This window comes from Sinorhizobium meliloti (assembly GCF_017876815.1).
In the GTDB taxonomy this organism is placed as follows: Bacteria; Pseudomonadota; Alphaproteobacteria; order Rhizobiales; family Rhizobiaceae; genus Sinorhizobium; species Sinorhizobium meliloti.
This window is the reverse complement of sequence record NZ_JAGIOS010000001.1, coordinates 1582058-1608377: the sequence shown is the minus strand read 5'-3', so window position 1 is coordinate 1608377 and position 26320 is coordinate 1582058. Positions and strand designations below refer to the sequence as shown.

General features: G+C 64.1%; 28 protein-coding genes. 10 read left to right on the top strand and 18 right to left on the bottom strand.

Annotation, left to right across the window (positions count from 1 at the left end; translation table 11 throughout):
- Window positions 1–170: 170 nt before the first annotated feature.
- From zapE to JOH52_RS07555, 8 genes are all read right to left on the bottom strand, one after another.
- Window positions 171–1325, bottom strand: coding sequence for a cell division protein ZapE (gene zapE, locus JOH52_RS07590; RefSeq protein ID WP_107010544.1), 1155 nt, complete (start codon window positions 1323–1325; stop codon window positions 171–173).
- A gap of 41 nt (window positions 1326–1366) precedes the next feature.
- A complete protein-coding gene (locus tag JOH52_RS07585) occupies window positions 1367–1666 on the bottom strand; it encodes a HigA family addiction module antitoxin (protein ID WP_003530252.1) in 300 nt (99 codons plus the stop codon).
- Window positions 1641–1919, bottom strand: coding sequence for a type II toxin-antitoxin system RelE/ParE family toxin (locus JOH52_RS07580; RefSeq protein WP_003530250.1), 279 nt, complete (start codon window positions 1917–1919; stop codon window positions 1641–1643). Before JOH52_RS07580 ends, JOH52_RS07585 begins: the two co-directional genes overlap by 26 nt.
- Window positions 1920–2136: 217 nt before the next feature.
- A complete protein-coding gene (locus tag JOH52_RS07575) occupies window positions 2137–2676 on the bottom strand; it encodes a protease inhibitor Inh/omp19 family protein (protein WP_003530248.1) in 540 nt (179 codons plus the stop codon).
- A 195-nt stretch (window positions 2677–2871) separates the two neighbouring features.
- The gene (locus tag JOH52_RS07570; RefSeq protein ID WP_013844902.1) at window positions 2872–3942 is read right to left on the bottom strand and encodes an ABC transporter ATP-binding protein; all 1071 of its coding nucleotides are present in this window, start codon (window positions 3940–3942) and stop codon (window positions 2872–2874) included.
- A 36-nt stretch (window positions 3943–3978) separates the two neighbouring features.
- Window positions 3979–4827: a carbohydrate ABC transporter permease gene (locus tag JOH52_RS07565; RefSeq protein WP_003530243.1), complete on the bottom strand. Its 849-nt coding sequence runs from the start codon at window positions 4825–4827 to the stop codon at window positions 3979–3981.
- Window positions 4820–5758: a carbohydrate ABC transporter permease gene (locus JOH52_RS07560; RefSeq protein ID WP_003530241.1), complete on the bottom strand. Its 939-nt coding sequence runs from the start codon at window positions 5756–5758 to the stop codon at window positions 4820–4822. The genes JOH52_RS07565 and JOH52_RS07560 overlap by 8 nt, the downstream gene beginning before the upstream one ends.
- Window positions 5759–5835: 77 nt before the next feature.
- Window positions 5836–7140, bottom strand: a complete 1305-nt coding sequence (locus tag JOH52_RS07555; RefSeq protein WP_003530238.1) for an ABC transporter substrate-binding protein — start codon at window positions 7138–7140, stop codon at window positions 5836–5838.
- A gap of 231 nt (window positions 7141–7371) precedes the next feature.
- Between JOH52_RS07555 and JOH52_RS07550 the strand changes: the two genes are divergently transcribed.
- From JOH52_RS07550 to JOH52_RS07540, 3 genes are read left to right on the top strand one after another with little or no spacing between them, the layout of a single operon-like run.
- Complete coding sequence (locus JOH52_RS07550) at window positions 7372–8577, top strand: ROK family transcriptional regulator (RefSeq protein ID WP_003530236.1); 1206 nt, start codon at window positions 7372–7374, stop codon at window positions 8575–8577.
- 42 nt (window positions 8578–8619) lie between these two features.
- Window positions 8620–9720 carry a Gfo/Idh/MocA family protein gene (locus tag JOH52_RS07545; protein ID WP_010970383.1) on the top strand — a complete coding sequence of 367 codons (1101 nt, stop codon included), beginning with the start codon at window positions 8620–8622 and terminating at the stop codon, window positions 9718–9720.
- A gap of 29 nt (window positions 9721–9749) precedes the next feature.
- A complete protein-coding gene (locus JOH52_RS07540) occupies window positions 9750–10391 on the top strand; it encodes a ThuA domain-containing protein (protein ID WP_010970384.1) in 642 nt (213 codons plus the stop codon).
- 217 nt (window positions 10392–10608) lie between these two features.
- On the opposite strand, the gene msrA is transcribed toward JOH52_RS07540, so the two are convergent.
- The 5 genes from msrA to sdhC all read right to left on the bottom strand — a co-directional run bounded on the left by msrA (window position 10609) and on the right by sdhC (window position 14786).
- Window positions 10609–11205, bottom strand: coding sequence for a peptide-methionine (S)-S-oxide reductase MsrA (gene msrA / locus JOH52_RS07535; protein ID WP_010970385.1), 597 nt, complete (start codon window positions 11203–11205; stop codon window positions 10609–10611).
- Window positions 11206–11355: 150 nt separating this feature from the next.
- Entirely contained in the window at window positions 11356–12135 is a 780-nt protein-coding gene (locus JOH52_RS07530; RefSeq protein ID WP_003531162.1) for a succinate dehydrogenase iron-sulfur subunit, read from the bottom strand.
- 18 nt (window positions 12136–12153) lie between these two features.
- Window positions 12154–13995, bottom strand: coding sequence for a succinate dehydrogenase flavoprotein subunit (gene sdhA, locus JOH52_RS07525; protein ID WP_010970386.1), 1842 nt, complete (start codon window positions 13993–13995; stop codon window positions 12154–12156).
- Window positions 13996–14002: 7 nt separating this feature from the next.
- The gene (gene sdhD / locus JOH52_RS07520) at window positions 14003–14383 is read right to left on the bottom strand and encodes a succinate dehydrogenase, hydrophobic membrane anchor protein (RefSeq protein ID WP_003531168.1); all 381 of its coding nucleotides are present in this window, start codon (window positions 14381–14383) and stop codon (window positions 14003–14005) included.
- 10 nt (window positions 14384–14393) lie between these two features.
- The gene (gene sdhC / locus JOH52_RS07515; RefSeq protein ID WP_003531169.1) at window positions 14394–14786 is read right to left on the bottom strand and encodes a succinate dehydrogenase, cytochrome b556 subunit; all 393 of its coding nucleotides are present in this window, start codon (window positions 14784–14786) and stop codon (window positions 14394–14396) included.
- A gap of 304 nt (window positions 14787–15090) precedes the next feature.
- Here sdhC and JOH52_RS07510 point away from each other — a divergent pair, with 304 nt between their 5' ends.
- A complete protein-coding gene (locus tag JOH52_RS07510; RefSeq protein ID WP_010970387.1) occupies window positions 15091–15711 on the top strand; it encodes a hypothetical protein in 621 nt (206 codons plus the stop codon).
- A gap of 639 nt (window positions 15712–16350) precedes the next feature.
- Here the strand turns inward: JOH52_RS07510 and JOH52_RS07505 are convergent.
- From JOH52_RS07505 to tsaD, 5 genes are read right to left on the bottom strand one after another with little or no spacing between them, the layout of a single operon-like run.
- A complete protein-coding gene (locus JOH52_RS07505; protein ID WP_014526996.1) occupies window positions 16351–17007 on the bottom strand; it encodes a class I SAM-dependent methyltransferase in 657 nt (218 codons plus the stop codon).
- Between the two features lie 14 nt (window positions 17008–17021).
- A complete protein-coding gene (locus tag JOH52_RS07500; protein ID WP_003531172.1) occupies window positions 17022–17453 on the bottom strand; it encodes an EVE domain-containing protein in 432 nt (143 codons plus the stop codon).
- A 6-nt stretch (window positions 17454–17459) separates the two neighbouring features.
- Window positions 17460–17753 (bottom strand): YciI-like protein, encoded by a 294-nt coding sequence (locus JOH52_RS07495; RefSeq protein WP_010970389.1) that lies wholly within the window; start codon window positions 17751–17753, stop codon window positions 17460–17462.
- 17 nt (window positions 17754–17770) lie between these two features.
- On the bottom strand, window positions 17771–18772 hold the full coding sequence (locus JOH52_RS07490; RefSeq protein ID WP_010970390.1) for an NAD(P)H-dependent glycerol-3-phosphate dehydrogenase: 1002 nt from the start codon (window positions 18770–18772) through the stop codon (window positions 17771–17773).
- Between the two features lie 10 nt (window positions 18773–18782).
- A complete protein-coding gene (gene tsaD, locus JOH52_RS07485; RefSeq protein WP_013844905.1) occupies window positions 18783–19880 on the bottom strand; it encodes a tRNA (adenosine(37)-N6)-threonylcarbamoyltransferase complex transferase subunit TsaD in 1098 nt (365 codons plus the stop codon).
- A 171-nt stretch (window positions 19881–20051) separates the two neighbouring features.
- Between tsaD and hemC the strand changes: the two genes are divergently transcribed.
- The 6 genes from hemC (at window position 20052) to JOH52_RS07455 (ending at window position 26161) form a co-directional block, all read left to right on the top strand.
- Window positions 20052–20981: a hydroxymethylbilane synthase gene (hemC, locus tag JOH52_RS07480; RefSeq protein ID WP_107010545.1), complete on the top strand. Its 930-nt coding sequence runs from the start codon at window positions 20052–20054 to the stop codon at window positions 20979–20981.
- Between the two features lie 4 nt (window positions 20982–20985).
- Window positions 20986–21693, top strand: coding sequence for a uroporphyrinogen-III synthase (locus JOH52_RS07475; RefSeq protein ID WP_010970393.1), 708 nt, complete (start codon window positions 20986–20988; stop codon window positions 21691–21693).
- A gap of 219 nt (window positions 21694–21912) precedes the next feature.
- A complete protein-coding gene (locus tag JOH52_RS07470) occupies window positions 21913–23229 on the top strand; it encodes a COG4223 family protein (RefSeq protein ID WP_013844906.1) in 1317 nt (438 codons plus the stop codon).
- A gap of 18 nt (window positions 23230–23247) precedes the next feature.
- Window positions 23248–24885: a heme biosynthesis protein HemY gene (locus tag JOH52_RS07465; protein ID WP_010970395.1), complete on the top strand. Its 1638-nt coding sequence runs from the start codon at window positions 23248–23250 to the stop codon at window positions 24883–24885.
- Window positions 24886–24920: 35 nt separating this feature from the next.
- Window positions 24921–25400 carry a tellurite resistance TerB family protein gene (locus JOH52_RS07460; RefSeq protein WP_010970396.1) on the top strand — a complete coding sequence of 160 codons (480 nt, stop codon included), beginning with the start codon at window positions 24921–24923 and terminating at the stop codon, window positions 25398–25400.
- Between the two features lie 2 nt (window positions 25401–25402).
- Window positions 25403–26161 carry a glutamine amidotransferase gene (locus tag JOH52_RS07455; protein WP_010970397.1) on the top strand — a complete coding sequence of 253 codons (759 nt, stop codon included), beginning with the start codon at window positions 25403–25405 and terminating at the stop codon, window positions 26159–26161.
- Window positions 26162–26320: the final 159 nt, after the last annotated feature.

Below are 26320 nucleotides of genomic sequence, written 5' to 3'. Positions count from 1 at the left end.
TTTGTGATCCCAAAATGATCAAGGCCTGAAACGCGGCAAACGCCAAACCTTCGCGAAAGCCCTTAAACGGCAAAGGGAAAAATATCAATCGATACTTTTTGGCAGAGCAATTTCAATCGGTTAGATCGTAAAATTCTTACGTAAACGTAAGAACTGATGTCGCCGGACCGTCATTCCGCCGCTGAATTTTGCGGGTGAGCCGCGGCATATTCCTGGCTTTGCATCTCGATCAGACGCGAAACCGTACGGTCGAATTCGAAGCCTTCGGTGCCCTTCCTGGCGGTCAGCAGATGCTGCGGTTGCGCGGCAGCCGAGGCGAACAGGCGGGCGCCCTGGTCGTAGAGGGCATCGACAAGAATGATGAAGCGCTTCGTCTCGTTGCGCAGGTGCGGCCCGAGATGCGGAACATGGTCGAGGAAGATGGTGCTGTACTGCGCGACGATCGCAAGATAGTCGGCGGCACCGAGCGGCTGCGCGCACAGGTCGGCAAAGGTGAACCGCGCGGCCCGGCCGGCCGCCGCCGGCACGCGGATCGTCCGCCCCTTGCGGCCGATCTCGGCCGAGGCGGCCGGCGCTCCGCTCGTCTCCCGATACCAGGCACGATCCATGGCGGCTTCCGTTTCGGGCCCGAGCGGCGACAGCCACACGGGCGCGCCATCGGTCTTGCCCAGGCGATAATCCGTTTCCGTATCGAGCGAGATTATCTCGGCATTCGCCTTCAGGAGATCGATGAACGGCAGGAAGAGACCGCGATTGAGGCCGTCGCGATAGAGATTGTCCGGCTCGACGTTTGAGGTCGCGACAAGCACGCAGCCCTTGGCGAACAGTTCGCCGAAGAGCCGCGCCAGGATCATCGCATCGGCAATGTCGGTGACGGTGAACTCGTCGAAACACAGAAGCCGCGCTTCGCCGAAGAGATCGGAAGCGACGGGCGGGATCGGATCGGCCTGCTTCGTCTCGCCGTTCTTGAGCTTCTGCCGGTGCCTGTAGATGCGCTCATGCACATCGGCCATGAATTCGTGGAAATGGGCGCGGCGCTTGCGCTGGATCGGCACCGCATCGAAGAACATGTCCATCAGCATGGTCTTGCCGCGCCCGACGCCGCCGTGGATATAGAGGCCCTTGACCGGCGGCTGGTCCTTCTTGCGCGCCGCAAAGAGCCAGCCGAGCGCATTGGTCTTGCGCGAGGGGCGGCTTGCCAGGAGATTTGCCGTCAGGCTGTCGAGCCTTCTTGCGATTGCGAATTGAGCGGGGTCACGCTGCCGTTCGCCGGCGGCAACGAGCGCCTCGAGCTTGTGAAGAATGCTGTCGTCAGGATTGAGCACGATGCGCTTCTATCGTTTCGTGGTTTTGCGGCTCTGGTCCATCATGCGGCGTGAAGCGGAGAAATGCTCAGATCACCTGCGGCATCACGCGCGCGTTCCAGTTCATAATGGCTTTGGAGATTGATCCAGAATTCCGGCGTCGTACCAAAGGCCTTGGAAAGCCGCAGAGCCGTATCGCCGGTAATGCTCCGGCGTCCCTTGATGATCTCGGTGATCCGGTTCGCCGGAACGCCGATATGACCCGCCAGCTTGCGGGCGCTGATATTCATCGGCTCGAGAAACTCGCTGGCGAGGATTTCGCCGGGCATGATAGGATCAATGATAGTCGCTGATTTCGACATCGTAGGCGTCTCCGTTCTCGAAGCGGAAGCAAATCCGCCATTGCTGGTTAATGCGGATCGAATACTGCCCCGCCCGATCACCTTTCAGCGCTTCCAGCCGATTGCCGGGCGGAACACGCAAATCCTCGATGCGCGTAGCCGCGTGAAGCATGAGAAGCTTCACGAGAGCGGGTTTCTGAAACGCGCCAAAGCGGCGCGTTCGCTGCCGCTTGAACACTGCTTCAGTCTCCTTGTTCCCGAAGCTTTGAATCATACGCGATACGTAACACGCTGCACATGGAGAGCGCAACAGAGGGGTTCGAGAACGTTATCGGATGAGGCAACGCGGGCGGAAAGCCCACGCACAGCTAGCTCAAGCAGCGCTAATCACGATGATTTTAGGTCGGATCGACCTAAAATCATGAACGTGATCGATTCCTGCAAGTTGAGATGCGGGATGCGGGCGAAACCGCACACACTTCTCCTCCGCCCTAGCGGCTGAGGCTGACCGGCTGCCCGCCATTGGTCGAGCCGTCGAAGCGCGCATCGGCCGTCTTGTAGAGCCGGGCGATCGGATTGCCGCTGCGATCCTTGAGCACGACCTGCTTGCCCGCCACTTCCCACGACCCCATGGCCGTCAGCTCGCCGGCGCAGCCGCGCGTGCCGCCGCGCGAACCGCTGCCGAGATTGGTGAGCGTCAGGAACATGTCGCAGGAGCTGCCGGCACTCGAAACGCGCCAGTTGCCGACCATCGATTCCTTCGTCACGTCGAGCGCATTGGTGGCTGCGGCCACTTCCGTGCCGGCAGCAGCGCCGGGCGCTGCGGTGCCTGTCGTCGGTGCGGCCGGGAACTGCGACGCCCCGGCCGGAGGCGGCAGCTGCCCCGCCGAGACGGAGGGTACGGGCTGCGCCTGCAGGGGAGCGGGAGCGCGAGAAACATCCTGAGATCCGAAACCACCGAAGGACGTCCGCTGGCATCCGGTTAGCGCAAGTACAACCGCCAACCCGGCCGCCGCATGTGAAACCCGCATATCTTTACCCCCGATATTGTCCGCGAACCATAACGCAACGCGATAATATAGGCCGAATTACAGCAAAACCACCTTTCAAATCAAGGCAAGCCATTTCGCGCCCGGCAGTTGCAGGATTGAGACGCCCGACGAATTCGCTCGCATGTGCCTTCACACGGACACGGGCCCGCCCCGGCGGGCGGCCGGGCGCGATGCTCAGAGTGCCGCGCCCGTCTGCCGGTCGAAGACATAGACCTGGCTGCGGTCCATCGCCGCCCTGAAGAGGGATCCGTGGCGGGCCGGGTGATCGCCGTCGACGACGGCGGTTATCTGTTCGCCGGCGAATTCGAAGAGCACATGCGTCTGGGCACCGGTCGGCTCGACCAGCAGCGTCTGGCCGGCAATGGCATTGCCCTCCCCGCCTGCGACGAAATGTTCCGGGCGCAGACCGATCCGGACCGCCTGCCCGGGCCGCACCTTGCGCTCGGGCGCGATGCGGATCGCCGACCCGTCGCCGAGGCGCACCGCCGGCTCCCCGTCATCGGCATCGACCGTTCCGTCGAGCACGTTCATGGCCGGCGAACCGATGAAACCCGCCACGAAGAGGTTGGCCGGGGTGCGATAGAGCTCCAGCGGTGTGCCCACCTGCTCGATCCTGCCGCCGTTCAAGACGACGATGCGGTCGGCGAGCGTCATCGCCTCGATCTGGTCGTGAGTCACGTAGATCGAGGTGGTGGCGACCTTCTGGTGCAAGGCCTTGATCTCGGTGCGCATCTGTACCCGGAGCTTGGCATCCAGATTGGAGAGCGGTTCGTCGAACAGGAAGACGGCCGGATCGCGGACGATCGCCCGTCCCATGGCGACGCGCTGGCGCTGGCCGCCGGAAAGCTGACTCGGCTTGCGATCGAGAAGCTCCGTCAGCGCCAGCATGCGCGCCGCCTCGCCCACCTTTTTGTCGATCTCGGGACGGGAGAGACCGGAGAGCTTGAGGTTGAAGCCCATGTTCTCGGCGACCGACATGTGCGGGTAGAGCGCGTAGGACTGGAAGACCATGGCGATGTTGCGCTCGCGCGGCGTCAGCGGATTGACCACCTTGCCGCCGATCAGCACCTCGCCGTCGCTGATCTCTTCCAATCCGGCGATCATGCGCAGCAACGTGGATTTGCCGCAGCCGGAGGGACCGACGAGCGCGATGAATTCGCCCTCCGCGATCGAGAGAGACACGCCGTGGACCACCTCGAGCGCAGCGTAGCTCTTGCGGATGTCCCTGAGTTCGACCGATGCCATATGCTTTCTCCTTGGAACGATGCGTCAGGGAAGGGCTCAGGATTTCACCGCGCCGGCCGTGAGGCCTGCGATGATGTGCTTCTGGGCGAGAAAGAAGACGATCACCGTCGGCAGGATCGTCAGCGTGATGAAGGCGAGCACGAGCTGCCAATCGGTGCCGAACTCGCCGCGATAGACCATGATGCCGAGTGGCCAGGGATATTTCGCCTCCGTGTTCAGCATGATCAGCGGCAGGATGTAGCTGTTCCAGCTATGCACGAAGGTGATGATGCCGACCGTCGAGACGATGGGGCGCGAAAGCGGCAGGGAAATGTACCAGAAGAAGCGGATGTAGCCGCAGCCGTCGACGAAGGCGGCCTGGAAGAGTTCTTCCGGCAGGTTACGGAAATAATTGCGGAAAAGCAGGATGCTCATGCCGAGGCCGAAGGCCACCTGAGGCAGGATCACGCCCCAATAGGTATCGAGCAGACCGAGATCGCGGATGCGGATGAAGAGCGGCAGGATCGCCGTTGCCGCCGGGAACATGAGCCCGATCAGGAAGTAGTTCAGCAAATGGTTCGAGCCGAAGAACCTGACATGGGCGAAGGTGAAGGCGGCCATGGCCGAAACGATGACGGTCAGCACCACGGTTATGGCCGCGATGAACAGCGAGTTCAGCATCTGCCGCCAGTAGCGGTCGCCGAAAAGGATATCGAGATAGTTCGACCACAGCCATTCGGAAGGCAGGCCGAAAGGATTGACGCGCAGGTCGCCGAGCGACTTGAAGCCGCCGAGCGCCGTGGTCACCAGGGGCAGCAAGACCAGCATCGCCACCAGCGACAGCGACACATAGAGATAGAGGCGGGTGGCTGCGGTCATGCGAACGGAAGAAGTCGTGTCAGTCATGGCGCATGAATATCCGTTTGTAGCCGAAGGCGAGGGTGACGCAGATGACGAAGAGGACCACGCCGACCGCGCTTCCGAGCCCCACCTGCATGCGGGTGACGCCGTAGGTGTAGAGGAAGGTCACCATGGTCTGCGTCGAGTTCGACGGCCCGCCGCCGGTGAGGGGCATGACGAGATCGAAGAGTTGCAGCGATCCGATGACGGCGAAGAAGATCGACAGCCTGACGGTCGAGCCGAGGAGCGGCAGGGTCACGTAGCGGAATTTCTGCCAGCCGGTCGCCCCGTCGATCTCGGCAGCTTCGAGCACGCTCCTGTCGACCGCCTGGAGGCCGGCGATGAACAGCATCATGTGGAATCCGAAATATTTCCAGATGATGACGGCAAGCACCGCATAGATGGCAAGGCTGCGGTCGGCCAGCACGTAAGGGGTGGCCACGCCGAAGAAGCCGGCGATCGCCGCCACAAGCCCGTAGTCGCCATCATAGACGAAGCGCCAGATGAGCCCGGCCGCGACATCCGCCAGCACGTAGGGCAGAAAGAAGATCAGCCGGAAGGCGACGACGCCGGCGATCCTGTGCGCGAGCATCATCGCAAGCCAGAGGGCGAGCGGAATCTGCAGGAGCACCGAAACGAGAATGATGATGCCGTTGTTGATCAGCGCCCGCGAGAAGGCCGCATTGTTGAACAGCACCTCGAAATTGCGCAGGCCCACGAACTGCGTCGGGGTTCCGTAGCCGTTCCAGCGATAGAGGCTGTACCAGGCCGCCTCTCCCATCGGCAGGATGACGAAGACCGTGAACAGCAGCAGGGCCGGCGGCAGGAAGAGGATGAGCACCGGCAGGCGCCCGCGCACGGTCGGGCTCTTGTAGCGCACATTCTTGCGGCTTGCCGTGGCCGGCACCGCGGTCATCGTCGCAGTCGCGTCGGTCATCTGGTCCTCGCAAAGGTCGTTCCGAATGGTCGAAGGAAGGCCGGGCGGCGGGGTCCCCGCCGCCGCCGCTTACGCACTCATTCGAGTTCGCGGGCGTCCTGGATCATCCGGGCGCCTTCTTCCGAGGACATCTGTCCGGAGACGATCTCGACGGAAGCATCGTTCACGACGCGGCCGACGGAAGGGCCGAGATCCTGGTCGAAATAATTCTGGTGCCAGGTCGAGGCTGCGAGTTGGTCGGCCGAAGCCCGCACAAGCGGGTTGGTGACGCCATCCTCGGCACCTGCCGCCGCCGGGACGATCATGCCGACGCTCGCCATCAACCGTTCGTTTTCCGCATTGGTCAGGTAGCGCAGGAAATCGAGCGCTTCGGGCGGAGCATTCTTGGTTACCGCCCACCCGTTGAGACCGCCCAGCGTGTCGGTGGCGGCACCCGCCCCGCCCTCAACGGCGGGGAAGGGAAAGCGGCCGATATTCTCGGCTGCGAGGCCCTTGCCGTCGCCGGAATTGGCGCGCTGGGTGGCTTCGGTATTCTCGAAGCTCAGGATCATCGCCGCCTTGCCGTCGCCGAAGAGGCCGAGCGTCTGCGGCCAGTTCGCTCCGAGATAGCCGCCCTGGAACGGCTCGAGCTTGCCGAGTTCGGCGAGCTGCTCGCCGGCCTTGATGATCGCCGGCTGCAGGAAGCCTTCGCCCTCGTTGTTCTTGGCATCCTCGAAGACCTGCTGGCCGCCGTTGCGCATCACCAGATAGCTCCAGTAGAAATGCAGCGGCCACTTGTCGCCGCCGCCGCCGGCGATCGGCGTGATGCCGGCCTCCTTCAGCGTCTTCACCGCCGTGAGGAAATCGTCCCAGGTCTTGATATCCTCGGCCTTGACGCCGCCCTTCTGAAAGAGCTCCTTGTTGTAGAAGAAGCTGATCGTTCCCATTTTGAAGGGAACCGCATAAATTCTGTCGTCAAAGGTGAAGCCCTTGAGCGCAGCCGGATTGTAGCTCTTCTCCCAGGCTCCGCCATCGGCGCGCATCGCTTCCGTCAGATCCATGAGCGCGCCGGTCTCGGATTGCTGTTTCAGCACGCCGCCGCCCCAGCTATAGAAGAAGTGAGGCGCGTCGTCCGACTGCAGGAGCGTCGGCAGCTTCGCCTTGAATGCCTCGTTTTCCAGGAACTGGAGCTGAATATCGACGCCCGCATGTTCCGATTCGTACTTTGCAGCGATGTCCTCCCACATCTTCACATAGGCCGGCACAGTCTCCAGATGAAGCCACTTGACCACCGTATCGGCGGATGCGTGGCTCGCATCGAAGAGAAGCGCCATGCCGGCTACTGCAGCAAGCGCAGAAAGTCTGGTTGCGCGCGGAGGCGCCGACCCACGTTCGAGCATCATATCTTTCTCCTCCCATATTTCCTTCAGAAGGGGGCAAAACGTCCTCTTCATTTTGTCCCCGATGCGGATTAATTCAGAGGAGATGCCGACAAATGTCAACAGCCGCCGCGAATATTTCGGGCGCTCCGCTTGACAGGGGACGCTAATTGCCCGTTATTTAATTCGTATTCCTGCTAAATGATTTGACCCCGCCCAGCCAGCCAATCGAGCACGCGAGCATCCTGCAGACCGATGAAGACCGCCGATCCCGAACTGATGCGCGCGATAAATCGCTTCAACGTGCTCGATACGATCCGCCGGCACGGCCCTATTTCCCGCGTCGAGATCAGCGAGCGCACCGAACTGTCCACGACCACCGTTTCCGCGATCACCGCGTCGCTGCTTGACGACGGCCTCATCCTGACCCGGCACGAGGGCGATATCCGCAATGCGGCCGCAAGGGGTCGGCCGCGCGTCATGCTGGAGCTCGACCCGGAGGCCGCTCGCGTCGTCGGCGCCAAGATCGCCGCCAACCGTATGGTTTTCGCCGTCACCAACTTCCGCGGCGAGGTGCTCTCCGACCTGACTTTGCCGATCCGGGTCGATCGCCAGCCGATCGCCGTCATCGCCGATCTGATCGAGGACGGCGTGCGCCGCTGCGTGGTCGACGCCGACCTTTCGCTCGACGACATCGATTCTATCTGCATCGGCCTGCCGGGCGTGGTCGAACACCGCACCGGTCATGTCCGCTCGAGCCCGATCTTCCGGGAAACGGACGTCGATTTCGCAAGCGAGATGACGAGCAGGCTCAACGTCGCGACGATCGTCGAGAGCGACGCACACGCCATCACGCTTGCGCACCACTGGTTCGGGCGCGCCCGCGACCTCGACGACATGGTGCTCGTCTCGCTGGAGCAGACCCTCGGGCTCGGCGTTCTGCATGGCGGCCAGCTTTTCCGAGGCGCCGGAGGCTTGAGCCACAATCTGGGCGATCTCGTGCTCGGGGTCGGCGAGAGCCGCACCGTCCGCCTTTCGACGCTCGCCGGGGAGAACGCGATTCTCGGCGAACACCCGATGGACGGGCGGTTCGCCGAGGCGGTACGCCTCGGGCGGGGCATGACGCATGCGCAGACGCTGATCGCAGCCGAGGACGACGCGCTGATCGCGACCGCCTCGCGGGCCGGAGAAGCGATCGGGCTCGCCGTCGCCAACATCGTCACGCTGTTCGGACCGCCGCGCGTCGTCATCGTCGGTTCGAGCCTGTCGCTCGGCACCGTCTTCGTGGAGAGCATCCGCCGATCCTTTCAGAACGCGATCCCGCCCTCGATCTCGACGGTCGCCGAACTCGTCTTCGACGAATCGGCCGACGAGACCTGGGCGCAGGGAGCGGCCGTCGTGGCGCTCTGCGAACTCTACGAGTCCCCCTGGGGGACGACCGGACCGGCGCCGGCGCTTTGATGCGCCGCGCCGAACTTATCTATCCATTTCGGGAGGAGACTGATGGAAAAACTCGGTATCGGCATCATCGGCTGCGGCAACATCTCGTCGGCCTATCTGAAGGCGATGGCAGCCTTTCCGATCCTGGACATCCGCGGGATCGCTGATCTGAACCGCAGTCTCGCCGAAGAGCGCGCTGCGGAGTTCAAGGTCGAGGCCCGCAACGTCGCCGATCTCCTCGCGGACCCTTCGATCGAACTCATCGTCAACCTGACCGTGCCGAAGGCGCACGTGACAGTCGCCATGCAGGCGCTCGAGGCCGGCAAGCACACCTATTCCGAAAAGCCGCTCGCCACCGATTTCGCAGACGGGCACAAGCTGGTGGCGATGGCTCGCGAGAAGGGCCTGCGGATCGGCGCCGCCCCCGACACCTTCCTCGGCGGCTCGCATCAGACGGCGCGCGCAATCGTCGATTCCGGCGTGCTCGGCACGCCCGTCGGCGGCACCGCCACCTTCATGTGCCCCGGCCACGAGCGCTGGCATCCCAATCCGGACTTCTATTACGACGTCGGCGGCGGGCCGATGCTCGACATGGGTCCCTACTACATCACAGACCTCGTCAACCTCCTTGGCCCGGTCTCCAAGGTTGCCGGCTTTGCCACGGCGGCCCGGAAGGAGCGGACCATCACCAGTGAAGCGCGCAACGGCGAACGCATCCCCGTCCGCGTGCCGACCCATGTCGCCGGCATCATGGCCTTCGAGAATGGAGCCGTCGTGCAGATCGGCATGAGCTTCGATGTCGCGGGCCACAGGCATGTGCCGCTCGAGCTCTATGGAACCGAGGGCACGCTGATCGTCCCGGATCCGAACCATTTCGGCGGCCAGATCGAATTGCTGAAAAAGGGCGGCGCCTTCGAGCAGACTGCGACGAGCGAGCCCTATGCCGACGGCAATTACCGCTCGATCGGGGTGGCCGACATGGCACACGCCATCCGCTCGGGCCGGCCGCACCGGGCAAACGGAGATCTCGCCTTGCACGTGCTGGAGGTCATGGAAGCGTTCCACAAGGCGGCCGACACCGGCACCACCGTCAGCATCAGCACGAAAACCGAGCGGCCGGCACCTCTGTCGGAATCGCTCGTCGACGGCCGCATCGGCCGCTAACGCATAAATCGCATTAGGAGGAGTTCGACATGCGCGAGGCACTGATCGTCTGGGGCGGCTGGAGCGGCCACGAGCCGCAGGAATGCGCCCATATCATCCGCGACATGCTGCAGGAGGACGGGTTCAAGGTCTATCTGGAACACACGACCGAAGCCTTTGCCGATCCGTCGATCCACGACCTGTCGCTGATCGTTCCGATCATGACGATGTCGAAGATCGAGAAGGAAGAGGTGAAGAATCTCGCCGCGGCCGTCGAGGGCGGCGTCGGTATCGCCGGCTATCACGGCGGCGCGGGCGATGCCTTCCGCGAGAGCGTCGAATACCAGTTCATCATCGGCGGCCAGTGGGTGGCCCATCCCGGCAACATCATCGACTATCGCGTGAACGTCACGCGCCCCGACGATCCGCTGATGGAGGGCATCTCCGATTTTCCCTATACCTCGGAGCAATATTACATGCATGTCGACCCGTCCAACGAGGTGCTGGCAACGACCACCTTCTCCGGCGAGCATGCCTCCTGGATCGAAGGCGTGGTGATGCCGGTGGTCTGGAAGCGCAAACATGGGAAAGGCCGGGTCTTCTACTCCTCACTCGGCCATGTGGCGAAAGAGTTCGAGGTGCCCGAGATGCGCACGATCTTCCGCCGCGGCGCGAATTGGGCTGCGCGCTGAGGGAGACGGCGGATCGGTTGAGTTCCGCCGTTTCTGTCTGGCATCCGGCGCTGCCCCTCATCCGCCTGCCGGCACCTTCTCCGCGGGCGGGGCGAAGGGACAAGTGGCACGCTCCCCTCACTCCTCGGTGATCGCGGCGTAATGAGCGGATGCCCCATGTCCCTTCTCCCCGTGAAACGGGGAGAAGGTGCCGGCAGGCGGATGAGGGGCAATCGGATCAATGGCTGACGCCCGCATAGGCGCGATCGCCCCAGAGCTTTTCGACCGTCCGGTTCCTGCCGCAGCCGTTGCGGTAGTACCAGTAGCGGATGGGGTTCCGCTTGCCGAAGTCCTGATGGTAGTCTTCCGCCGGCCAGAATTTCGCTGCGCCTTCGACGGGCGTTACGATCGGTCGGCCGAGCTCCGCCTCGGCCTTGATCTTTTCCGCCTTCGCGTCCATCGCCTGCCGCTCGTTCAGCGCATGGATGGCGGTCGTATAGGCAAAGCCCCGGTCGCAGAACTGGCCATCGCCATCCGTCGGGTCCGTCGTACGGAACAGGACGCCGACGAGCTCCGCATAGGAGACCCGGTCCGGGTCGAACTTCACGCGCACCACCTCGCGGTGTCCACCCTTCGCATAATCTTCGTAGGTGGGGTTCGCGCTCTTGCCGCCGGCATAGCCGGAGATCGTTTCGAGAACGCCGGGCACGGCGTCGAAGTCGCTCTCGACGCACCAGAAGCAGCCGCCGGCAAAGATAGCATATTGCGGTTCCGCCGCCCGCGCCGGCAGCAGCAGGAAACACGTGACGAGAAAACCGAACAGCAGGCGAAGCATCGGCGGACCTCCATCCTCGGCTATTACCTAACTGCCTCGCCGCGCGTTTCAAATCACTTAGCAACACGTCGATGTGACGGACGTGAAAGCAAAACGGCGAGCCGAGGCCCGCCGTTGAAATGCTGCTGAAAACACCTGCAGGGCGGATGGTCAGAACCGCCGCTCGACCAGCATCTTCTTGATCTCGCCGATCGCCTTGGCGGGGTTCAACCCCTTCGGACAGGCCTGGGCGCAGTTCATGATTGTGTGGCAGCGATAGAGCCGGAACGGATCTTCGAGATTGTCGAGACGCTCGCCGGTCGCCTCGTCCCTGGAGTCGATGAGCCAGCGATAGGCCTGCAGGAGGACGGCAGGGCCGAGATAGCGGTCGCCGTTCCACCAGTAGCTGGGACAGGAGGTCGAGCAGCAGGCGCAGAGAATGCACTCATAGAGCCCGTCGAGCTTGAGGCGGTCTTCGTGGCTCTGCCGCCATTCCTTGGCCGGTGTCGGCGACACCGTCTTCAGCCAGGGCTCGATCGAACGGTGCTGGGCATAGAAATTGGTGAGGTCAGGCACGAGGTCCTTGACGACGGGCATATGCGGCAGCGGATACACCTTCACGGCGCCCTTCACCTCATCCATGCCCTTGGTGCAGGCGAGCGTATTGGTGCCGTCGATATTCATCGCACAGGAGCCGCAAATGCCTTCGCGGCAGGAGCGACGCAGCGTCAGCGTCGGATCGATATTGTTCTTGATGTAGAGCAGACCGTCCAGAACCATCGGGCCGCAATCGTCGATATCGATGTAATAGGTATCGATCCGCGGGTTTTTGCCGTCGTCCGGATTCCAGCGATAGACCCGGTATTCGCGCAGGTTCGCCGCGCCGACCGGTTTCGGCCACACCTTGCCTTCGGTGATCTGCGAGTTCTTGGGGAGAGCGAGTTCAACCATGTGCCTTAGTCCTCGAGATCAGTAGACGCGGGCCTTGGGCTCGATCTTGTAGGGATCGATGCCTTCGGCGATCAGCTCGGTGTGCACGGGACGAAAATCGAGCCGGACGTCGCCCGCGTCGTTGACCCAGGCAAGCGTGTGCTTGCGCCAGTTGACGTCGTCGCGGCCGCCGAGCGGGCCGTCCTTGTAGTCCTCGCGCGCATGCGCGCCGCGGCTTTCCTTGCGCGCCTCGGCGCCGTAGACCGTGGTGATGGCGTTAGCCATCAGATTTTCGAGCTCCAGCGTCTCGACGAGATCCGAGTTCCAGATCATCGAGCGGTCGGTGACCCTGACGTCCGGCAGTTCCTTCCAGATCGCCGAGAGGCGCCGGCAGCCGGATTCCAGCGACTCCTGCGTACGGAACACGGCCGCGTCCTCCTGCATGGCGCGCTGCATCTTGTCGCGCAGCACGGCGGTCGGCGTGGTGCCGTTGGCGTGCCGCAGCCGGTCGAAACGCTCCATGATGCGGTCGCAGGCGGCCGTGTTGACCTCCGGCACCGCCTCGTTGCGGTCGATGATCTGGCCGGCACGGATTGCCGCCGCCCGGCCGAAGACGACGAGGTCGATCAGCGAGTTCGAGCCGAGCCGGTTGGCGCCGTGCACCGAGGCGCAGCCGGCCTCGCCGACCGCCATCAGTCCGGGCGCGATGCGCTCCGGGTTCTGGCTGTCCGCGTTCAGCACTTCGCCCCAATAATTGGTCGGCACGCCGCCCATATTGTAGTGAACCGTCGGCAGCACCGGGATCGGTTCGCGCGTGACGTCGACGCCGGCGAAGATTTTCGCCGATTCCGAAATTCCCGGGAGGCGCTCATGCAGCACCGCGGGATCGAGATGGTCGAGGTGCAGGAAGATATGGTCCTTGTTCTTGCCGACGCCCCGGCCCTCGCGGATTTCCATCGTCATGCAGCGGGAAACGACGTCGCGCGAGGCAAGGTCCTTGGCAGAAGGCGCGTAGCGCTCCATGAAGCGCTCGCCCTCGGAATTGACCAGATAGCCGCCCTCGCCGCGGGCGCCTTCGGTGATCAGGCAGCCCGCGCCGTAGATGCCGGTCGGATGGAACTGCACGAATTCCATGTCCTGCAGCGGCAGGCCGGCGCGGGCGATCATGCCGCCGCCGTCGCCGGTGCAGGTATGCGCCGAGGTCGCGGAGAAATAGGCGCGGCCGTAGCCGCCGGTCGCCAGCACCACCATCTTGGCGGCGAAGCGGTGGATCGTGCCGTCGTCGAGGTTCCAGGCGACCACGCCGGTGCAGCGGCCGTCATCCGACATGATCAGGTCGATGGCGAAATATTCGATGAAGAATTCGGCATTGTTCCGGAGCGACTGACCGTAAAGCGTATGCAGGATCGCGTGGCCGGTACGGTCGGCGGCAGCGCAGGTGCGCTGCACCGGCGGTCCTTCGCCGTAGTTCTGCATGTGGCCGCCGAAGGGGCGCTGATAGATCTTGCCTTCCGCGTTGCGCGAGAAGGGAACGCCATAGTGCTCGAGTTCGTAGACCGCCTTCGGCGCCTCCATGGCGAGGTACTGCATGGCGTCGACATCGCCGAGCCAGTCGGAGCCCTTGACGGTGTCGTAAAGATGCCACTGCCAGGAGTCGGGCGTCATGTTCTGCAGCGAAGCGGCGATGCCGCCCTGTGCCGCGACGGTATGCGAACGCGTCGGGAAGACCTTGGTGATGCAGGCCGTCCTCAGGCCCTGCTCGGCCATGCCGAGGGTCGCGCGCAGGCCCGCCCCGCCGGCGCCGACGACGACGACGTCGAAGGAATGGTCGACATATTGATATGCCTTGCCGTTTGCAGCGGGTGAACTGATCGATGCCATGACGAAATTACCCTGCAAATGCGATCTTCAGGACGGCGAAAAGACAGAGCCCGCCGACCGCGATCGTGAAGAATGTGTTGAGCATGAGAAGCGCTATCTTGGCGCCCTCCCCATGGACGTAGTCCTCGATGATGACCTGCATGCCGATCTTCATGTGAACGAGGCCGGCGACGACCATCAGACCCATGGTCACCGCCACGAACGGGTTCGAAAGGGCCGCGATCAGTTCCGCATGCGGTGCGCCCGCATAATGGGCGAGAAAGACGACGAAGAAGATCGTGAGAGGAATGCTGGCGACGGCCGTGAGGCGCTGCCGCCAGAAGTGATCCGTGCCTTCCTTTGCCGAACCGAGACCCCGGACCTTGCCGAGAGGTGTGCGCATATTCATGTCGAAGTCCTTAACGAGCGAGGTAGCCGACGACCCAGATGACGAGCGTCAGCGTCGCCGATGCGACGATCATGGCCTTCGCCATCCTCGTCGCGAAGTGCTTCTCATAGCCGTAGCCGAGATCCCAGGCGAGGTGGCGTATGCCGCCCAGCAGGTGATGTACAAGGGCCCAGGTATAGCCGAAGAGGACGACCTTGCCGATGAACGTGCCGAACAGCCAGTTCACCCAGTCGTAATAGGCAGTGCCGGAAGCAGCGGCGATCAGCCACCAGGCCACAAGGACGGTGCCGAAATAGAGCGCGCCGCCGGTGATGCGGTGCATGATCGACATGATCATGGTGGGGATCGGCTTGTAGATTTGAAGATGCGGCGAGAGCGGCCGGCTTCTTGTGACATTCGTCATCGGAACCTCGCGGGATGACCGGATTTTCGTCCAAAACTGGACTGGTTTCGTCCGGTATCGCACCCGATTGTGCGCAATTCAGTCACCCGGACCTTTAATCACCATAAGGCTTCCCGACAAGTGTGTTTGCAGTGCAAAATCAATTTAATCGATTTGACGGAAAACGGCATTTTCCAGCCTTCGAGAGACATCGGGTCTTTTAACCGTACAGGGAAAAAAACCCAACCGAATCCGTGACATTTCCCGCCGGTTGCCGCAGGATGCACTTTAACTGTTTGTTAACGATGATCCGGAGGCAGCGAGAATGGACCTCTCGCGAATGATCCGCACGACCAAAGTTCTAGTCGTGGCCTTCGCACTTGCGATGCCCGCCGGTTTACCGGCACGGGCCGCCGAAAGCGACGGTTTCCGCAATGTGGAGACCCGAACCCGCCATGTCCGGATCAAGCATCGCACGCCCCATCACTCCTGGCGCAAGGGCCACCGGTCAATAACGACCATCGGCGGTTTCTCATCCGCCGATTCCAGGGGCCTGCCCGATGTTCAGACCCGCACCCGTCATGTGCGGCCAAGATATCCATGGCCGAGATATCCCTGGCATCGTAACGCCCGCCGCGGGCGGGATCGTGGTCCCGTGATCGTCATCAATGGCGGCGGATACGCATCCGGCGGTTACGACAGTTATGGGAGTTACGACTTCCCGACACCCATTCCGGATATCGGTACCTATGCCGGCGGCCTTTCGGCGTTCCGCGAGGAAGGGAACGGCATCTATTTCAGCCGGGACGGCGGCTACGCCTATCTCGCCGGGGAAACCGTCGCAGCCAATCCGTCTTCGAAGCGCGCGAAGATCATCATCGTCTCGCCGCAGGTAAACGCCAGCGCATGTTCGTGGGAGCACGGCGTCTGCGTCGTCCGGCCGTAGGATTTGCGGCTGCGCTGCGGGCCGTCCTTACCCCTCCCCAACCCCTCCCCACAAAGGGCCACAAAGGGGGGGGTGGAGGGGCTTAGAGCCTGTTGCGGCGCCAGTGCCATCCCGGCGTTCACACCTGCGAAACCGATGAAATATGAGCAATGGGCGCGGCAGATTAAGCCTCTCCCCCTTGTGGGGACCTACGGCATGCACATATCTCTTGTTGTCCAGCCCTTCGCGGACTTACTCCGGAGTGGCGGCATCTGTATTTCCAGCAGTGGCGAGGCTTGCGGATGGGTCCTTGGGGTCAAACCCGTATGCGCTAACATTGGCATTAGCGGTCACCCGCCCCTCATCCGCCTGCCGGCACCTTCTCCCCGCAGGCGGGGAGAAGGGACAAGCGGCGCCGACTGAACCCCGCATTCACCGCCCGCCCGAGGGAGCGAGCGGGCGCGGCATATACCTTCTCCCCGCCTGCGGGGAGAAGGTGGCGGCAGCCGGTTGAGGGGCAATCCCGACCGAGCGGGGTTGAGGCGGTTGGGTTCCCGAGGGATCCCCTTCATGAGCAGTATCCGCCGCACCGGCGCGCAAGGATATGTGCATGCCGTAGTTGTGGGAGGGGTTGGGGAGGGGCTTCCCTGCAAATCGCGGTCACCCCGTGAGGGTGCCGAACCGCCAGACGGTCGTGCGCTTCACCTCGCTGTCTTCGAGCGCCCGAGTCACCGGTACCTCGTAGGTCGCAAGGTCAGTCATCCGCCCGCGTGGACAATAGGCCCGGCCCGGATCGCCGACGAGAACGACGGCACCGGCGCGTTCGAGCGCTTCGAACCAGGGCAGAAGCAGATCGGCGAAGCTCTTGTCGTAGAAGACGTCTCCGGCGAGGTAGACGTCGGCCGCCCGTTCCGAGCCGACGATATCGTCGCCGGTGAAGGCGAACGATACGCCGTTGAGCCCGGCATTCAGCCGCGCGGCCGTTTCGGACCAAGGATCGATGTCGGCGGCGACGACCTCATCGGCGCCGGCCAACTTCGCCGCGATGGCGACGAGGCCGGAACCGGAGGCGAAATCGATGACGCGGCGGCCGCGCACCGTCTCGGGATGATCGAGGAGATAGCGGGCAAGCCCCTGCCCGCCCGCCCAGGCGAAGGCCCAGAAGGGCGGCGGCAGCCCGATCCGTTCCAGCTCTTCCTCGGTCTTCAGCCACAATTCATGCGCCTCTCCCGCAAGATGCAGGCGGATTTCCGGCACGTGCGGCGGCGCGAGAATGTCGGTGTTGGCGCGGATGAAGCTTTCGGGATCGGTCTTCACGATATTCAGGGGCGCTATCGGGGCGGATTGTCCAGCCCGCCCATGCGGCAGACCTCGATCCACTCGTCATCCGTCACCGGCTGCACCGAAAGGCGCATGGACGTAACGAGCGACATCTTGGCGAGCTTCGGATTTTCCTTGATTTCCTTGAGTGAAACCGGCCGTGGAATGTCCATGACGGCGCGAATGTCGACGCAGTCCCAGCGGGCGTCGCCCTCGGCCGTCGAATCCGGATGCGACAACGCGCAGACCTCGGTGATGCCGACGATCTCGAGCCCCTCGTTGGAGTGATAGAAGAAGCCCTTGTCGCCGATCTTCATCGCCCGCATGTTGTTGCGCGCCAGGTAGTTGCGCACGCCCGTCCATTCGGTGCCCTTCTCGCCGGCATCCTTCTGCATCTGCCAGGACCATTTCGCCGGTTCGGATTTGTAGAGCCAGAACGCCATCGCCCCTCAAGCCTCCGGATTGTTGAAGACCCAGTTGTAGGCCTTGATCTCGACATTGGCGAAGAGACCCACCTTCGCATAGGGATCGGCCTCGGCGAGCGCCCTGGCCTCTTCGAGCGTATCGGCCTTGACGATCACGAGGCTCCCCGTCGGCTTGCCGTCGGCGCCGAGGAAAGGCCCCGCGATCTTCAGGATGCCCCGGGCATTGAGGTCGTTGAGATAGGCGACATGGTCGGGCCGCGTGTCGAGCCTGAGTTGCAGCGCGCCGGGCTTGTCCGTGCAGAGCAGTGCGAAGAGCATGGATCCTCCTGAAGACATCATTCGTGGGTGATCGGTCTGGACATCAGTTGTTCGAGGGCCGAGCGGACATCCAGCTTTCCGTCGACGATGGCCGCGACGGCCTCGGTGACCGGCATCTCGATGCCGAGTGCGCCCGCCACGCGGGCGGCGACGGATGCGGCAAAGGCGCCCTCGACCAGCTCGCTGCTTCCGGCCGCGGCCCGGCCGTCCTTGCCGAGCGCTATGCCGAAGCGCAGGTTGCGCGACTGGTGGCTCGTCGCGGTCAGCACGAGGTCACCCAATCCCGAAAGGCCGCGCACCGTGTCCGCCTCGCCGCCTCTCGCAACGATGAAGCGCGACATTTCCGCAAGCCCGCGCGAGATCAGCGCAGCGCGGGCCGAGTCGCCGAGACCGGCGCCTTCGACGATGCCGCAGGCGATCGCCAGCACGTTCTTGAGCGCCCCGCCAAGCTGAACGCCGGTGCGATCCGCCGAGGGATAGAGCCGGAACGTCCGCCCGGAAAGCGCCTCCGCAAGCTCCGTCGCGATCGCCGTATCGGGGGCGGCGATCACCATGGCAGTCGGCAGGCCGCTAGCGATATCGGCGGCAAAGCCCGGGCCGGAAAGCACCCCGATGCGGCGGCCCGGCAACTCCTCTTCGAGAACGTCGGTGAGGAGTTGGCCGGTCGATTGCTCCATGCCCTTGGCGCAGGTGACGACGATCGCCCTGGCGCCGATCGCGGGACCGTAGCTACGCGCCGCGTCCCGATGCGCTTGCGAAGGCATCGCGAAAAGGACGATGTCGGCGTCTTCGAGCGCGGCCGCCTGCGAAGAATAGACAAGGCCCGGGGGAAGCGGAATTCCCGGGAGAACCGCGTCATTCCGCCCGGTACGGCGACACTCCGCGGCCGCTTCTTCCCGGCGGGCAAGCAGAGTGACATTCGCCTTGTCCTTCGCTGCCGCGACGGCCGAAAGCGCCGTTCCGAAGGCGCCCGCCCCGACGACCACGATTTTTGGCGCGCTCTTCGATTTGCCGCTCATCTTCTGTCCATCATGCCTTGGCGCCGCGTCTGCCGGAGCCGATCAATGCCTTGGCTTCGGAATCGAGCGGCCAGCGCGAACGCGGAGCTGCATCGAGCCCGTCCGCCGGCAGGCCCGCCGCGAGGCGCTCCGCACCGGCCCACGCAATCATCGCCGCGTTGTCGGTGCAAAGCTGGAGCGGCGGCGCGATGAAGCGGAAGCCGTGCTCGTCGCAAAGCGATTGCAGTGTCCGGCGCAATGTCTGGTTCGCGGCAACCCCGCCGGCCACGACGAGAGCCGGTTGGTCGACGGAGGCGAAGTCCGCCCTGAACCGCTTCAAGCCGCGCCCGACCCGATCCCTGAGCGTGCGGGAAATGGCGCGCTGAAAAGAGGCACAGACGTCGGCGATATCCTGATCCGTCACCGGCCCCAGCGACTGTGCGGCCTGGCGGACGGCGGTCTTGAGGCCCGAAAACGAAAAGTCGAGCCTGGCGTCGCCGACGAGCGGCCGGGGAAAATCGAAGCGCTCCGCATTACCGGCTTGCGCCGCCCGCTCGACGGCCGGCCCGCCCGGATAGGGAAGACCGAGCAGCTTTGCGGTCTTGTCGAAGGCCTCGCCGAGCGCATCGTCGATCGTCGTGCCCCAGCGTTCGTATTCGCCGACGCCCTTGACGAGGATCAGCTGTGTATGGCCGCCCGAGACGAGCAGCATCAGATAGGGAAATGAAAGGCCGTCGGTCAGCCGCGCCGTCAGCGCGTGGCCTTCGAGATGATTGACCGCATAGAGCGGCTTGCCGGTCGCCCGCGCGATCGCCTTGCCGGTCATCAGCCCGACGATGAGCCCGCCGATCAGGCCGGGACCACTTGTCGCAGCGACCGCGTCGATGTCCCGGAGTGTCACGCCGGCGCGCAGGAGCGCTTCCTCGATCAGCGCGTCGAGCGCCTCGACATGGGCGCGCGCCGCGATCTCGGGAACGACGCCGCCATAGGCACTATGCTCTTCCAGCTGGCTCAGCACCACGTCGCCGAGAATCCGGCCGCGGCCCTCTTCGTCACGCAGCACGACCGAAGCGGCGGTTTCGTCGCAGCTTGTCTCAATGCCGAGGATGCGCAAAGGCGGGGACGTCACGTGCTATACTCAAAGATTGCGGTCGCAGTGAAAGGTGGCTACACGAAACTCAAACAGCGCCGTGCGCCTTCAGACGCACAAGGGACGCTGTAACGCTTTGAACTGCTGCATGGTTTTGTCCTAAACCGGTTCCGATTTAAGGAAGCATGCAGTAACAACGGATGGCGAAGGATGCAAACGAAACCTTTCCGCATCGGCACGCGCGGCAGCCCGCTGGCGATGGCCCAGACGCATGAAACGCGCGATCGGCTCGCCGCCGCACATGGTCTGCCGCCGGAAATGTTCGAGATCGTCATCCTTTCCACGAAGGGCGACCGGATCACCGACCGGTCGCTTGCGGAGATCGGCGGCAAGGGCCTGTTCACCGAAGAGCTTGAGCAGCAGCTTCTGTCGGGAGACCTCGACTTCGCCGTGCATTCGTCCAAGGACATGCCGACGAAGCTGCCTGAGGGGCTGTTCCTTTCCGCTTTCCTGCCGCGCGAGGACATCCGCGACGCCTTTGTCGGCCGCTCGGCCAAAAGGCTCGTCGATCTCCCGCAAGGCGCCACCGTCGGCTCGTCTTCGCTGCGCCGTCAGGCGCTGATCCGGCGGCTTCGGCCCGATATCGACGTGATCACCTATCGCGGACAGGTCGAGACACGCCTGCGCAAGCTTGCCGAAGGTCAGGTCGACGGCACGCTTCTGGCCTATGCCGGCCTAAGGCGGCTCGGCATGGAGCATGTGCCGACGGAGCTGCTTGATCCGGAAGAATTTCCGCCGGCGCCGGCCCAGGGCGCGATCTGCGTCGAGGCCCGCATCGGCGACGACCGTATCAACACGCTGCTTGCGGCAATCGACGATCCGCGCACACACGAGGCGGTTTCCTGCGAGCACGGCTTCCTGGCGACACTCGACGGCTCATGCCGCACGCCGATCGCCGGCTACGCGCAATCGGACGGGACACATATCCGCTTTGCCGGCATGATCCTGACGCCCGACGGCACCACCTCCCACCAGATCGAAATCGACGGCAGAGCGGCAGACGCGGAAAGGCTTGGGCAGGAGGCCGGCGAGCGTATCCGCGCCAAGGCCGGACCGGGTTTCTTCTCGAGCTGGAGCTGATCCGATGCGCGTGCTCGTGACCCGGCCACGCCCGGCCGCCGAAAGGACGGCGGCAAGGCTCAGCGCCATGGGTCACGAAGCGGTCATCCTGCCGCTTATGCAGGCGCAGCATCTCGCCGGCGCGGCCCGGGCAGCATTGAGTGAGCCCCACCAGGCGATCGCCGTCAGCAGTGGGGAGGCGGTCCGCGTCCTCGGCGCGCTCGGACCGGCGCTTGAGCCACACCTTGCAACTCCGCTCTTTGCAGTCGGCGAAGCGACGGCGCGCGCTGCGGGCGATCTCGGATTTACCGATGTCCGCATCGGACCGGGAACCGGCGAAGGACTCGCCGAGACGGTGGCTGCCCTTCTCCCCCCCGGCGAAACGCTGGTCTATCTCGCCGGTTCACCGCGAACCGACGGTTTCGAACGGGCATTGCACCAACGGCGGATCGAGCACAGGACCGCCGAATGCTACCGGATGGCGCCGGTCCACTATCCTGCGGAGACGCTGCCCGGACTCCTCCGCGCGGGCCCCTTCGATGCGGTCATGCTCTATTCCCGCGAGAGCGCGCGGCGCCTGGACGCAGCATTGCGGGAGAGCGGGCTTGAACCCGCGGACCTCGCCTCGCGCTTTCTCTGCCTGAGCTGGCCGATAAGAGAGACCCTGCCGGACGGTCTACCCTGCGGGGTCGCGGCGGTGCCAGACGAGGAAAATCTCTTGCGGCTTCTTTGAGGCCAAATCAGCAAAGTCGGCGCCGGTTTTCCGCCTGCCTTCTTCACATTGCTCGGGTCATCTGGGGCATTTCCGTCAAAAAGCACGGTCTGGGGCTTTCCCTCGTCATCCTCGCTGACTAGGTTTGCGTTTAGATCGGATGAGGAAAGTGCGGAGCGTTCCTGCTGCAGATCCGCTCAGGCCTACACCGACAGGCAATGAAACGGTAAAGAGGTGACCATGGCATCGGAAAAGCCGCCGCGCCGCTCGAAACCCGGGAAAGAACCGCTGACGATCGATCTCGAGGCGGAGAAGACCGAACCTGCGGCGGCCGAGGCAGCGGCCGGCCCGGATGCGGCGAAGAGCAAGCCGGCGGATATTTCGACGAGCGAGGCGGCTGAAGCCGGCGAAGTAAGAACCGGCGAAGTCGAAAGCAACGAAGCCGGTATCGGCGAACCTCCTTTGCCGGCGGGCGATCCGAAAGAGGGAACTCCGCAAGAGGAAACAGAGATGGAGGAGGCACGCGCCGACGCGGCTGCGGCCGCCTTCGACGCGGAGCTTCCGCACGCGACCAACGGCGAACTGCCCGAGGCAAAGAGGAGACAGGCCACAGGCGCAGGTGCGCTTGCAGCCGGCATCCTCGGCGGTCTCATAGCGCTCGCCGGTGCCGGCGTGCTGCAATATGCCGGCTACGTTCCGGCGCCCGGACCGGAGCAGCCGGGCACCGAGCAGAACCTTGCGAGCGAGATCGAAGCGATCAAGGCGGAGCTTCAGGCACAGGCCCCGGCGGCGCCAGTGGACGTCGCCCCTTTGGAAAACCGCCTTGCGGCCCTGGAACAGGCGGCCCGAGAGCCCGGCGCAGCTGCGGCGGGCGCTCCCGAGATCAAGGCGCTCGAAGCCGAGGTCACCAATCTGACGAATGAAATGGCCGCCCTGAAGACCGAGCTTGCCGAGGCTCGCCAGGCGGCGGACGCCGCCAGGGCGGAACTTGCCGGCCGTATCGACCAGGCGGAGCAGAAGCTCAACGAGCCTGCGAACGATATCGAGATGGCGAAAGCCGTTGCCGTCACCGCACTGAAGACGGCGATCGATCGCGGCGGGCCGTTCCTCGCCGAACTCGACGCCTTGCGCAGCATCGCCCCCGAGGATCCGGCCGTCAAGGAACTGGCCGATGTCGCCGCGACAGGGGTCCCCACGCGGACGGAATTGAAGGAAAGTTTCCGGCCGGCGGCGGACGCGATGCTGGACGCGCTGCACCGGCCAGATCCCAATCAGGGCATTTTCGATCGCCTCGTCTCCAGCGCAATGTCGGGCATCCGCGTGCGGCCGGTCGGCAGCGTCGAAGGCGACACGCCGGAAGCGGTGATCGCCCGCATCGAAGACAAGCTCGATAACGGCGATCTCAAGGGCGCATCGCTCGAATGGGACAGCCTTCCCGAAGCCGCGAAATCCGCCGGCCAGGGGTTCAAGGAGAAGCTCGACCGGCGGCTTGGCGTCGAAACGGTGATCGATGCCGCCGTCGCCGGCACCATGACGCGCACGGGCAAGCAAGGTTAGCGGGAGAAAGAAGACTATATGATCCGGATACTGTTCTTCGTACTGCTCGTCCTTTGCCTGGCTCTCGGCTTTGCCTGGCTCGCGGATCGTCCGGGGGAATTGTCGCTGATCTGGCAGGGCCAACTCATCGAGATGAGCCTGATGCGCGCCGCCTCGATCCTGATCTCGCTCTTCGCTGCCGTTCTGATCGTCGTCTGGCTGCTTCGCACGATCTGGTTGTCGCCGCACACCGTCACGCGTTACTTTCGCTCCCGCAAGCGCGACCGCGGCTATCAGGCATTGTCGACCGGCCTGATCGCGGCCGGCGCCGGCGACGCCAATCTCGCCCGCAAGATGGCCGCGCGCACGCGAAACCTCATCAGCTCGGATCAGGAGCCGCTCATCCATCTGCTCGAAGCGCAGACGGCGCTGATCGAAGGCAAATACGACGACGCACGCAAAAAATTCGAGGCGATGGCGGACGACCCTGAGACGCGCGAACTCGGCCTGCGCGGGCTGTATCTCGAAGCCAAGCGGCTCGGCGCCAACGAGGCTGCGCGCCAATATGCCGAGCGCGCCTCCGAGAAAGCGCCGCACTTGCCGTGGGCTACCCTGGCAACGCTCGACCATCGCAGCCAGGCGCGCCAGTGGGACGAGGCAATCCGCCTGCTCGACCAGAGCCGCGCCGCCCATGTGCTCGAAAAGAACGAAGCGGACCGGAAAAAGGCCGTTCTTCTGACCGCACGGGCAATGGAAAGATTGGATGCAGACCCGAAATCCGCCCGGGACGACGCGCAGGCGGCGCTGAAGCTCGACGACCGCCTCGTGCCGGCGGCGCTCGTTGCCGCCAAGGCGCTCTTTCGCGAGGAAAATCTGCGCAAGGGTGCTTCGATCCTCGAGAGGATGTGGAAATTGGATCCGCATCCCGATATCGCGCGTCTCTATGTGCGGGCGCGCGGCGGGGACTCCGCCCTCGACCGGCTGAAGCGGGCGAAGAAGCTTGAATCGCTCCGCAGCAACAATGCCGTCGCACTGGCGACCGTTGCCGAGGCGGCGCTCGACGCGCGCGAACTTGCTCTTGCGCGCACAAAGGCAGAGGCCGCCGCCCGCCTCGAGCCGAGGGAGAGCATTTTTCTGCTGCTCGCGGACATCGAGGAGGCAGACACCGGCGACGAGGGCCGCATCCGTCACTGGATGGCACAGGCGCTGAAGAGCCCGCGCGATCCGGCCTGGACCGCCGACGGCGTCACCTCACCGGTCTGGCTGCCGGTCTCCCCGGTCAGCGGCCGCCTCGACGCCTTCGAGTGGAAAGCTCCGCCGTCGCAGATCGCGGCGGCAACGGAGGACGGGCATCTGAACCCCGACCAGGCAATTCGCAGCCTCCCGCCAGTCGCGACCGTGCCCCGCCCGGTCGAGGAACCGGCTCCTGAACGGACGGTCGAGGCTGCCCCGACAGCCGAGCGCGATCAAACCGAGCGAGAACGGGTTGAGCGAGAACGGGCCGGGCCGGAGAAGGCGATCAGCGTTCCCGACCGGAAGGAACCGGCCGCATCGCCCGCAAAGGGCAAGGATGCCGAGGAGGCACCGGATCCCTTTTTCGGCCGCCCCCCGGACGATCCGGGCGTGCGCGAGCCGGCGGCGGCGGAACGGACCACCACCAACTTCCGTCTTTTCTGAACCCAGACATCTCCATAGGCTGCAGGCGATAGTGCATGTTTGAACGTTTTCGCGCATTTCTGGAAGGAATGACGGGCTCAGCGCGGATTGAAGCGGGGGACCCGCGCGTGGCGGTGATCGGCCTCTGCTTCCAGGTCATGGAAGCGGACGGCGCGGTCCGCAGCTCCGAGCGCCGCAAGATGCGCAAGCTCATCAAGGAGCATTACAAGCTCGACGATGCCGCTCTCAATGCCCTGATCGCGGCCGGCGAGAGCGCCGAAAGCGAAGCGATCGACTTCTACCAGTTCACGTCGGACATAAAGCGGCACCTGCCCGAGGAGCAACGCATCGAGCTCGTCGGCATGCTGTGGGAAATCGTTTACGCCGACGGTGCGCGCAGCGAAATGGAAGACCACGTGATCTGGCGGATTGCCGACCTCCTCGGCGTTTCGGGGCGTGACCGGGTCTTGAAACGCCAGGAAGCAGCCGCCAAGATCGACATGGTGGAGGAGAACGAGGCGCAACAGGAAAGTTGACGATGCCGCCAGAGGCCCCAGACACCAAGAGAGACGCCAAAAGACCCATCCTCATCGTGCTCCATCAGGAGCGCTCGAGCGCCGGCCGCGTCGGCCAGATTCTCGAGCGGAAGGGCTTTTCGCTCGACATCCGCCGCCCCGCGCTCGGCGACGAGCTGCCGCCGACGCTGGAAGCGCATTCGGGGACGATCATCTTCGGCGGACCGATGAGTGCCAATGACGAGGAGGAGTTCGTCCGGCGCGAAATCGACTGGCTGTCCGTGCCGCTTCTGGAAAACAAGCCCTATCTCGGAATCTGTCTCGGGGCGCAGATGCTGGCCCGAAATCTCGGCGGCAGGGTCGAAGCCCATCACGAAGGCATGACCGAGATCGGCTGGTATCCCTTGAGAGCCACGCAGGCCGGCAAGGCGCTGATGGACTGGCCCGCGATGGTCTATCACTTCCACCGCGAAGGCTTCGACCTGCCGAAGGGCGCCGAATTGCTGGCAACCGGCGACACCTACCCGAACCAGGCCTTCCGCTACGGCGAGAACGCCTGGGGCATCCAGTTCCACGGCGAGCTGACGCGGGCGATGATGCATCGCTGGGTGGTGCACGGTGCCCATCGCTTCGAGCTCCCCGGTGCCCAACTGGGCAAAGCGCATCTGGAGGGCCGCATGCTCCACGACCATCCCTTGCGGACATGGATGGAGAATTTCCTGGAGCTGATTTTCATGAATGGTGAATGCGGGGAGGAATTCCGGAAGAGCTTGCAGTCGTGAGTTGCGAATGCCCCTCACCCTAACCCTCTCCCCGCAAGCGGGGCGAGGGGACGAGTTTGCCGCTTCCTTCTTCAACATCCCGCGATTCGGGGCGAGCGGGCGCGTCTTGTCCCTTCTCCCCGCCTGCGGGGAGAAGGTCGCGGCAGCGGGATGAGGGGC

Coding starts and splice junctions, on each gene's coding strand:
- JOH52_RS07585 (WP_003530252.1), bottom strand. CDS start 1,666: ATGTCGAAATCAGCGACTATCATTGATCCTATCATGCCCGGCGAAATC.
- JOH52_RS07580 (WP_003530250.1), bottom strand. CDS start 1,919: ATGATTCAAAGCTTCGGGAACAAGGAGACTGAAGCAGTGTTCAAGCGG.
- JOH52_RS07575 (WP_003530248.1), bottom strand. CDS start 2,676: ATGCGGGTTTCACATGCGGCGGCCGGGTTGGCGGTTGTACTTGCGCTA.
- JOH52_RS07570 (WP_013844902.1), bottom strand. CDS start 3,942: ATGGCATCGGTCGAACTCAGGGACATCCGCAAGAGCTACGCTGCGCTC.
- JOH52_RS07565 (WP_003530243.1), bottom strand. CDS start 4,827: ATGACTGACACGACTTCTTCCGTTCGCATGACCGCAGCCACCCGCCTC.
- JOH52_RS07560 (WP_003530241.1), bottom strand. CDS start 5,758: ATGACCGACGCGACTGCGACGATGACCGCGGTGCCGGCCACGGCAAGC.
- JOH52_RS07555 (WP_003530238.1), bottom strand. CDS start 7,140: ATGATGCTCGAACGTGGGTCGGCGCCTCCGCGCGCAACCAGACTTTCT.
- JOH52_RS07550 (WP_003530236.1), top strand. CDS start 7,372: ATGAAGACCGCCGATCCCGAACTGATGCGCGCGATAAATCGCTTCAAC.
- JOH52_RS07545 (WP_010970383.1), top strand. CDS start 8,620: ATGGAAAAACTCGGTATCGGCATCATCGGCTGCGGCAACATCTCGTCG.
- JOH52_RS07540 (WP_010970384.1), top strand. CDS start 9,750: ATGCGCGAGGCACTGATCGTCTGGGGCGGCTGGAGCGGCCACGAGCCG.
- msrA (WP_010970385.1), bottom strand. CDS start 11,205: ATGCTTCGCCTGCTGTTCGGTTTTCTCGTCACGTGTTTCCTGCTGCTG.
- JOH52_RS07530 (WP_003531162.1), bottom strand. CDS start 12,135: ATGGTTGAACTCGCTCTCCCCAAGAACTCGCAGATCACCGAAGGCAAG.
- sdhA (WP_010970386.1), bottom strand. CDS start 13,995: ATGGCATCGATCAGTTCACCCGCTGCAAACGGCAAGGCATATCAATAT.
- sdhD (WP_003531168.1), bottom strand. CDS start 14,383: ATGAATATGCGCACACCTCTCGGCAAGGTCCGGGGTCTCGGTTCGGCA.
- sdhC (WP_003531169.1), bottom strand. CDS start 14,786: ATGACGAATGTCACAAGAAGCCGGCCGCTCTCGCCGCATCTTCAAATC.
- JOH52_RS07510 (WP_010970387.1), top strand. CDS start 15,091: ATGGACCTCTCGCGAATGATCCGCACGACCAAAGTTCTAGTCGTGGCC.
- JOH52_RS07500 (WP_003531172.1), bottom strand. CDS start 17,453: ATGGCGTTCTGGCTCTACAAATCCGAACCGGCGAAATGGTCCTGGCAG.
- JOH52_RS07495 (WP_010970389.1), bottom strand. CDS start 17,753: ATGCTCTTCGCACTGCTCTGCACGGACAAGCCCGGCGCGCTGCAACTC.
- JOH52_RS07490 (WP_010970390.1), bottom strand. CDS start 18,772: ATGAGCGGCAAATCGAAGAGCGCGCCAAAAATCGTGGTCGTCGGGGCG.
- hemC (WP_107010545.1), top strand. CDS start 20,052: ATGCAAACGAAACCTTTCCGCATCGGCACGCGCGGCAGCCCGCTGGCG.
- JOH52_RS07475 (WP_010970393.1), top strand. CDS start 20,986: ATGCGCGTGCTCGTGACCCGGCCACGCCCGGCCGCCGAAAGGACGGCG.
- JOH52_RS07470 (WP_013844906.1), top strand. CDS start 21,913: ATGGCATCGGAAAAGCCGCCGCGCCGCTCGAAACCCGGGAAAGAACCG.
- JOH52_RS07465 (WP_010970395.1), top strand. CDS start 23,248: ATGATCCGGATACTGTTCTTCGTACTGCTCGTCCTTTGCCTGGCTCTC.
- JOH52_RS07460 (WP_010970396.1), top strand. CDS start 24,921: ATGTTTGAACGTTTTCGCGCATTTCTGGAAGGAATGACGGGCTCAGCG.
- JOH52_RS07455 (WP_010970397.1), top strand. CDS start 25,403: ATGCCGCCAGAGGCCCCAGACACCAAGAGAGACGCCAAAAGACCCATC.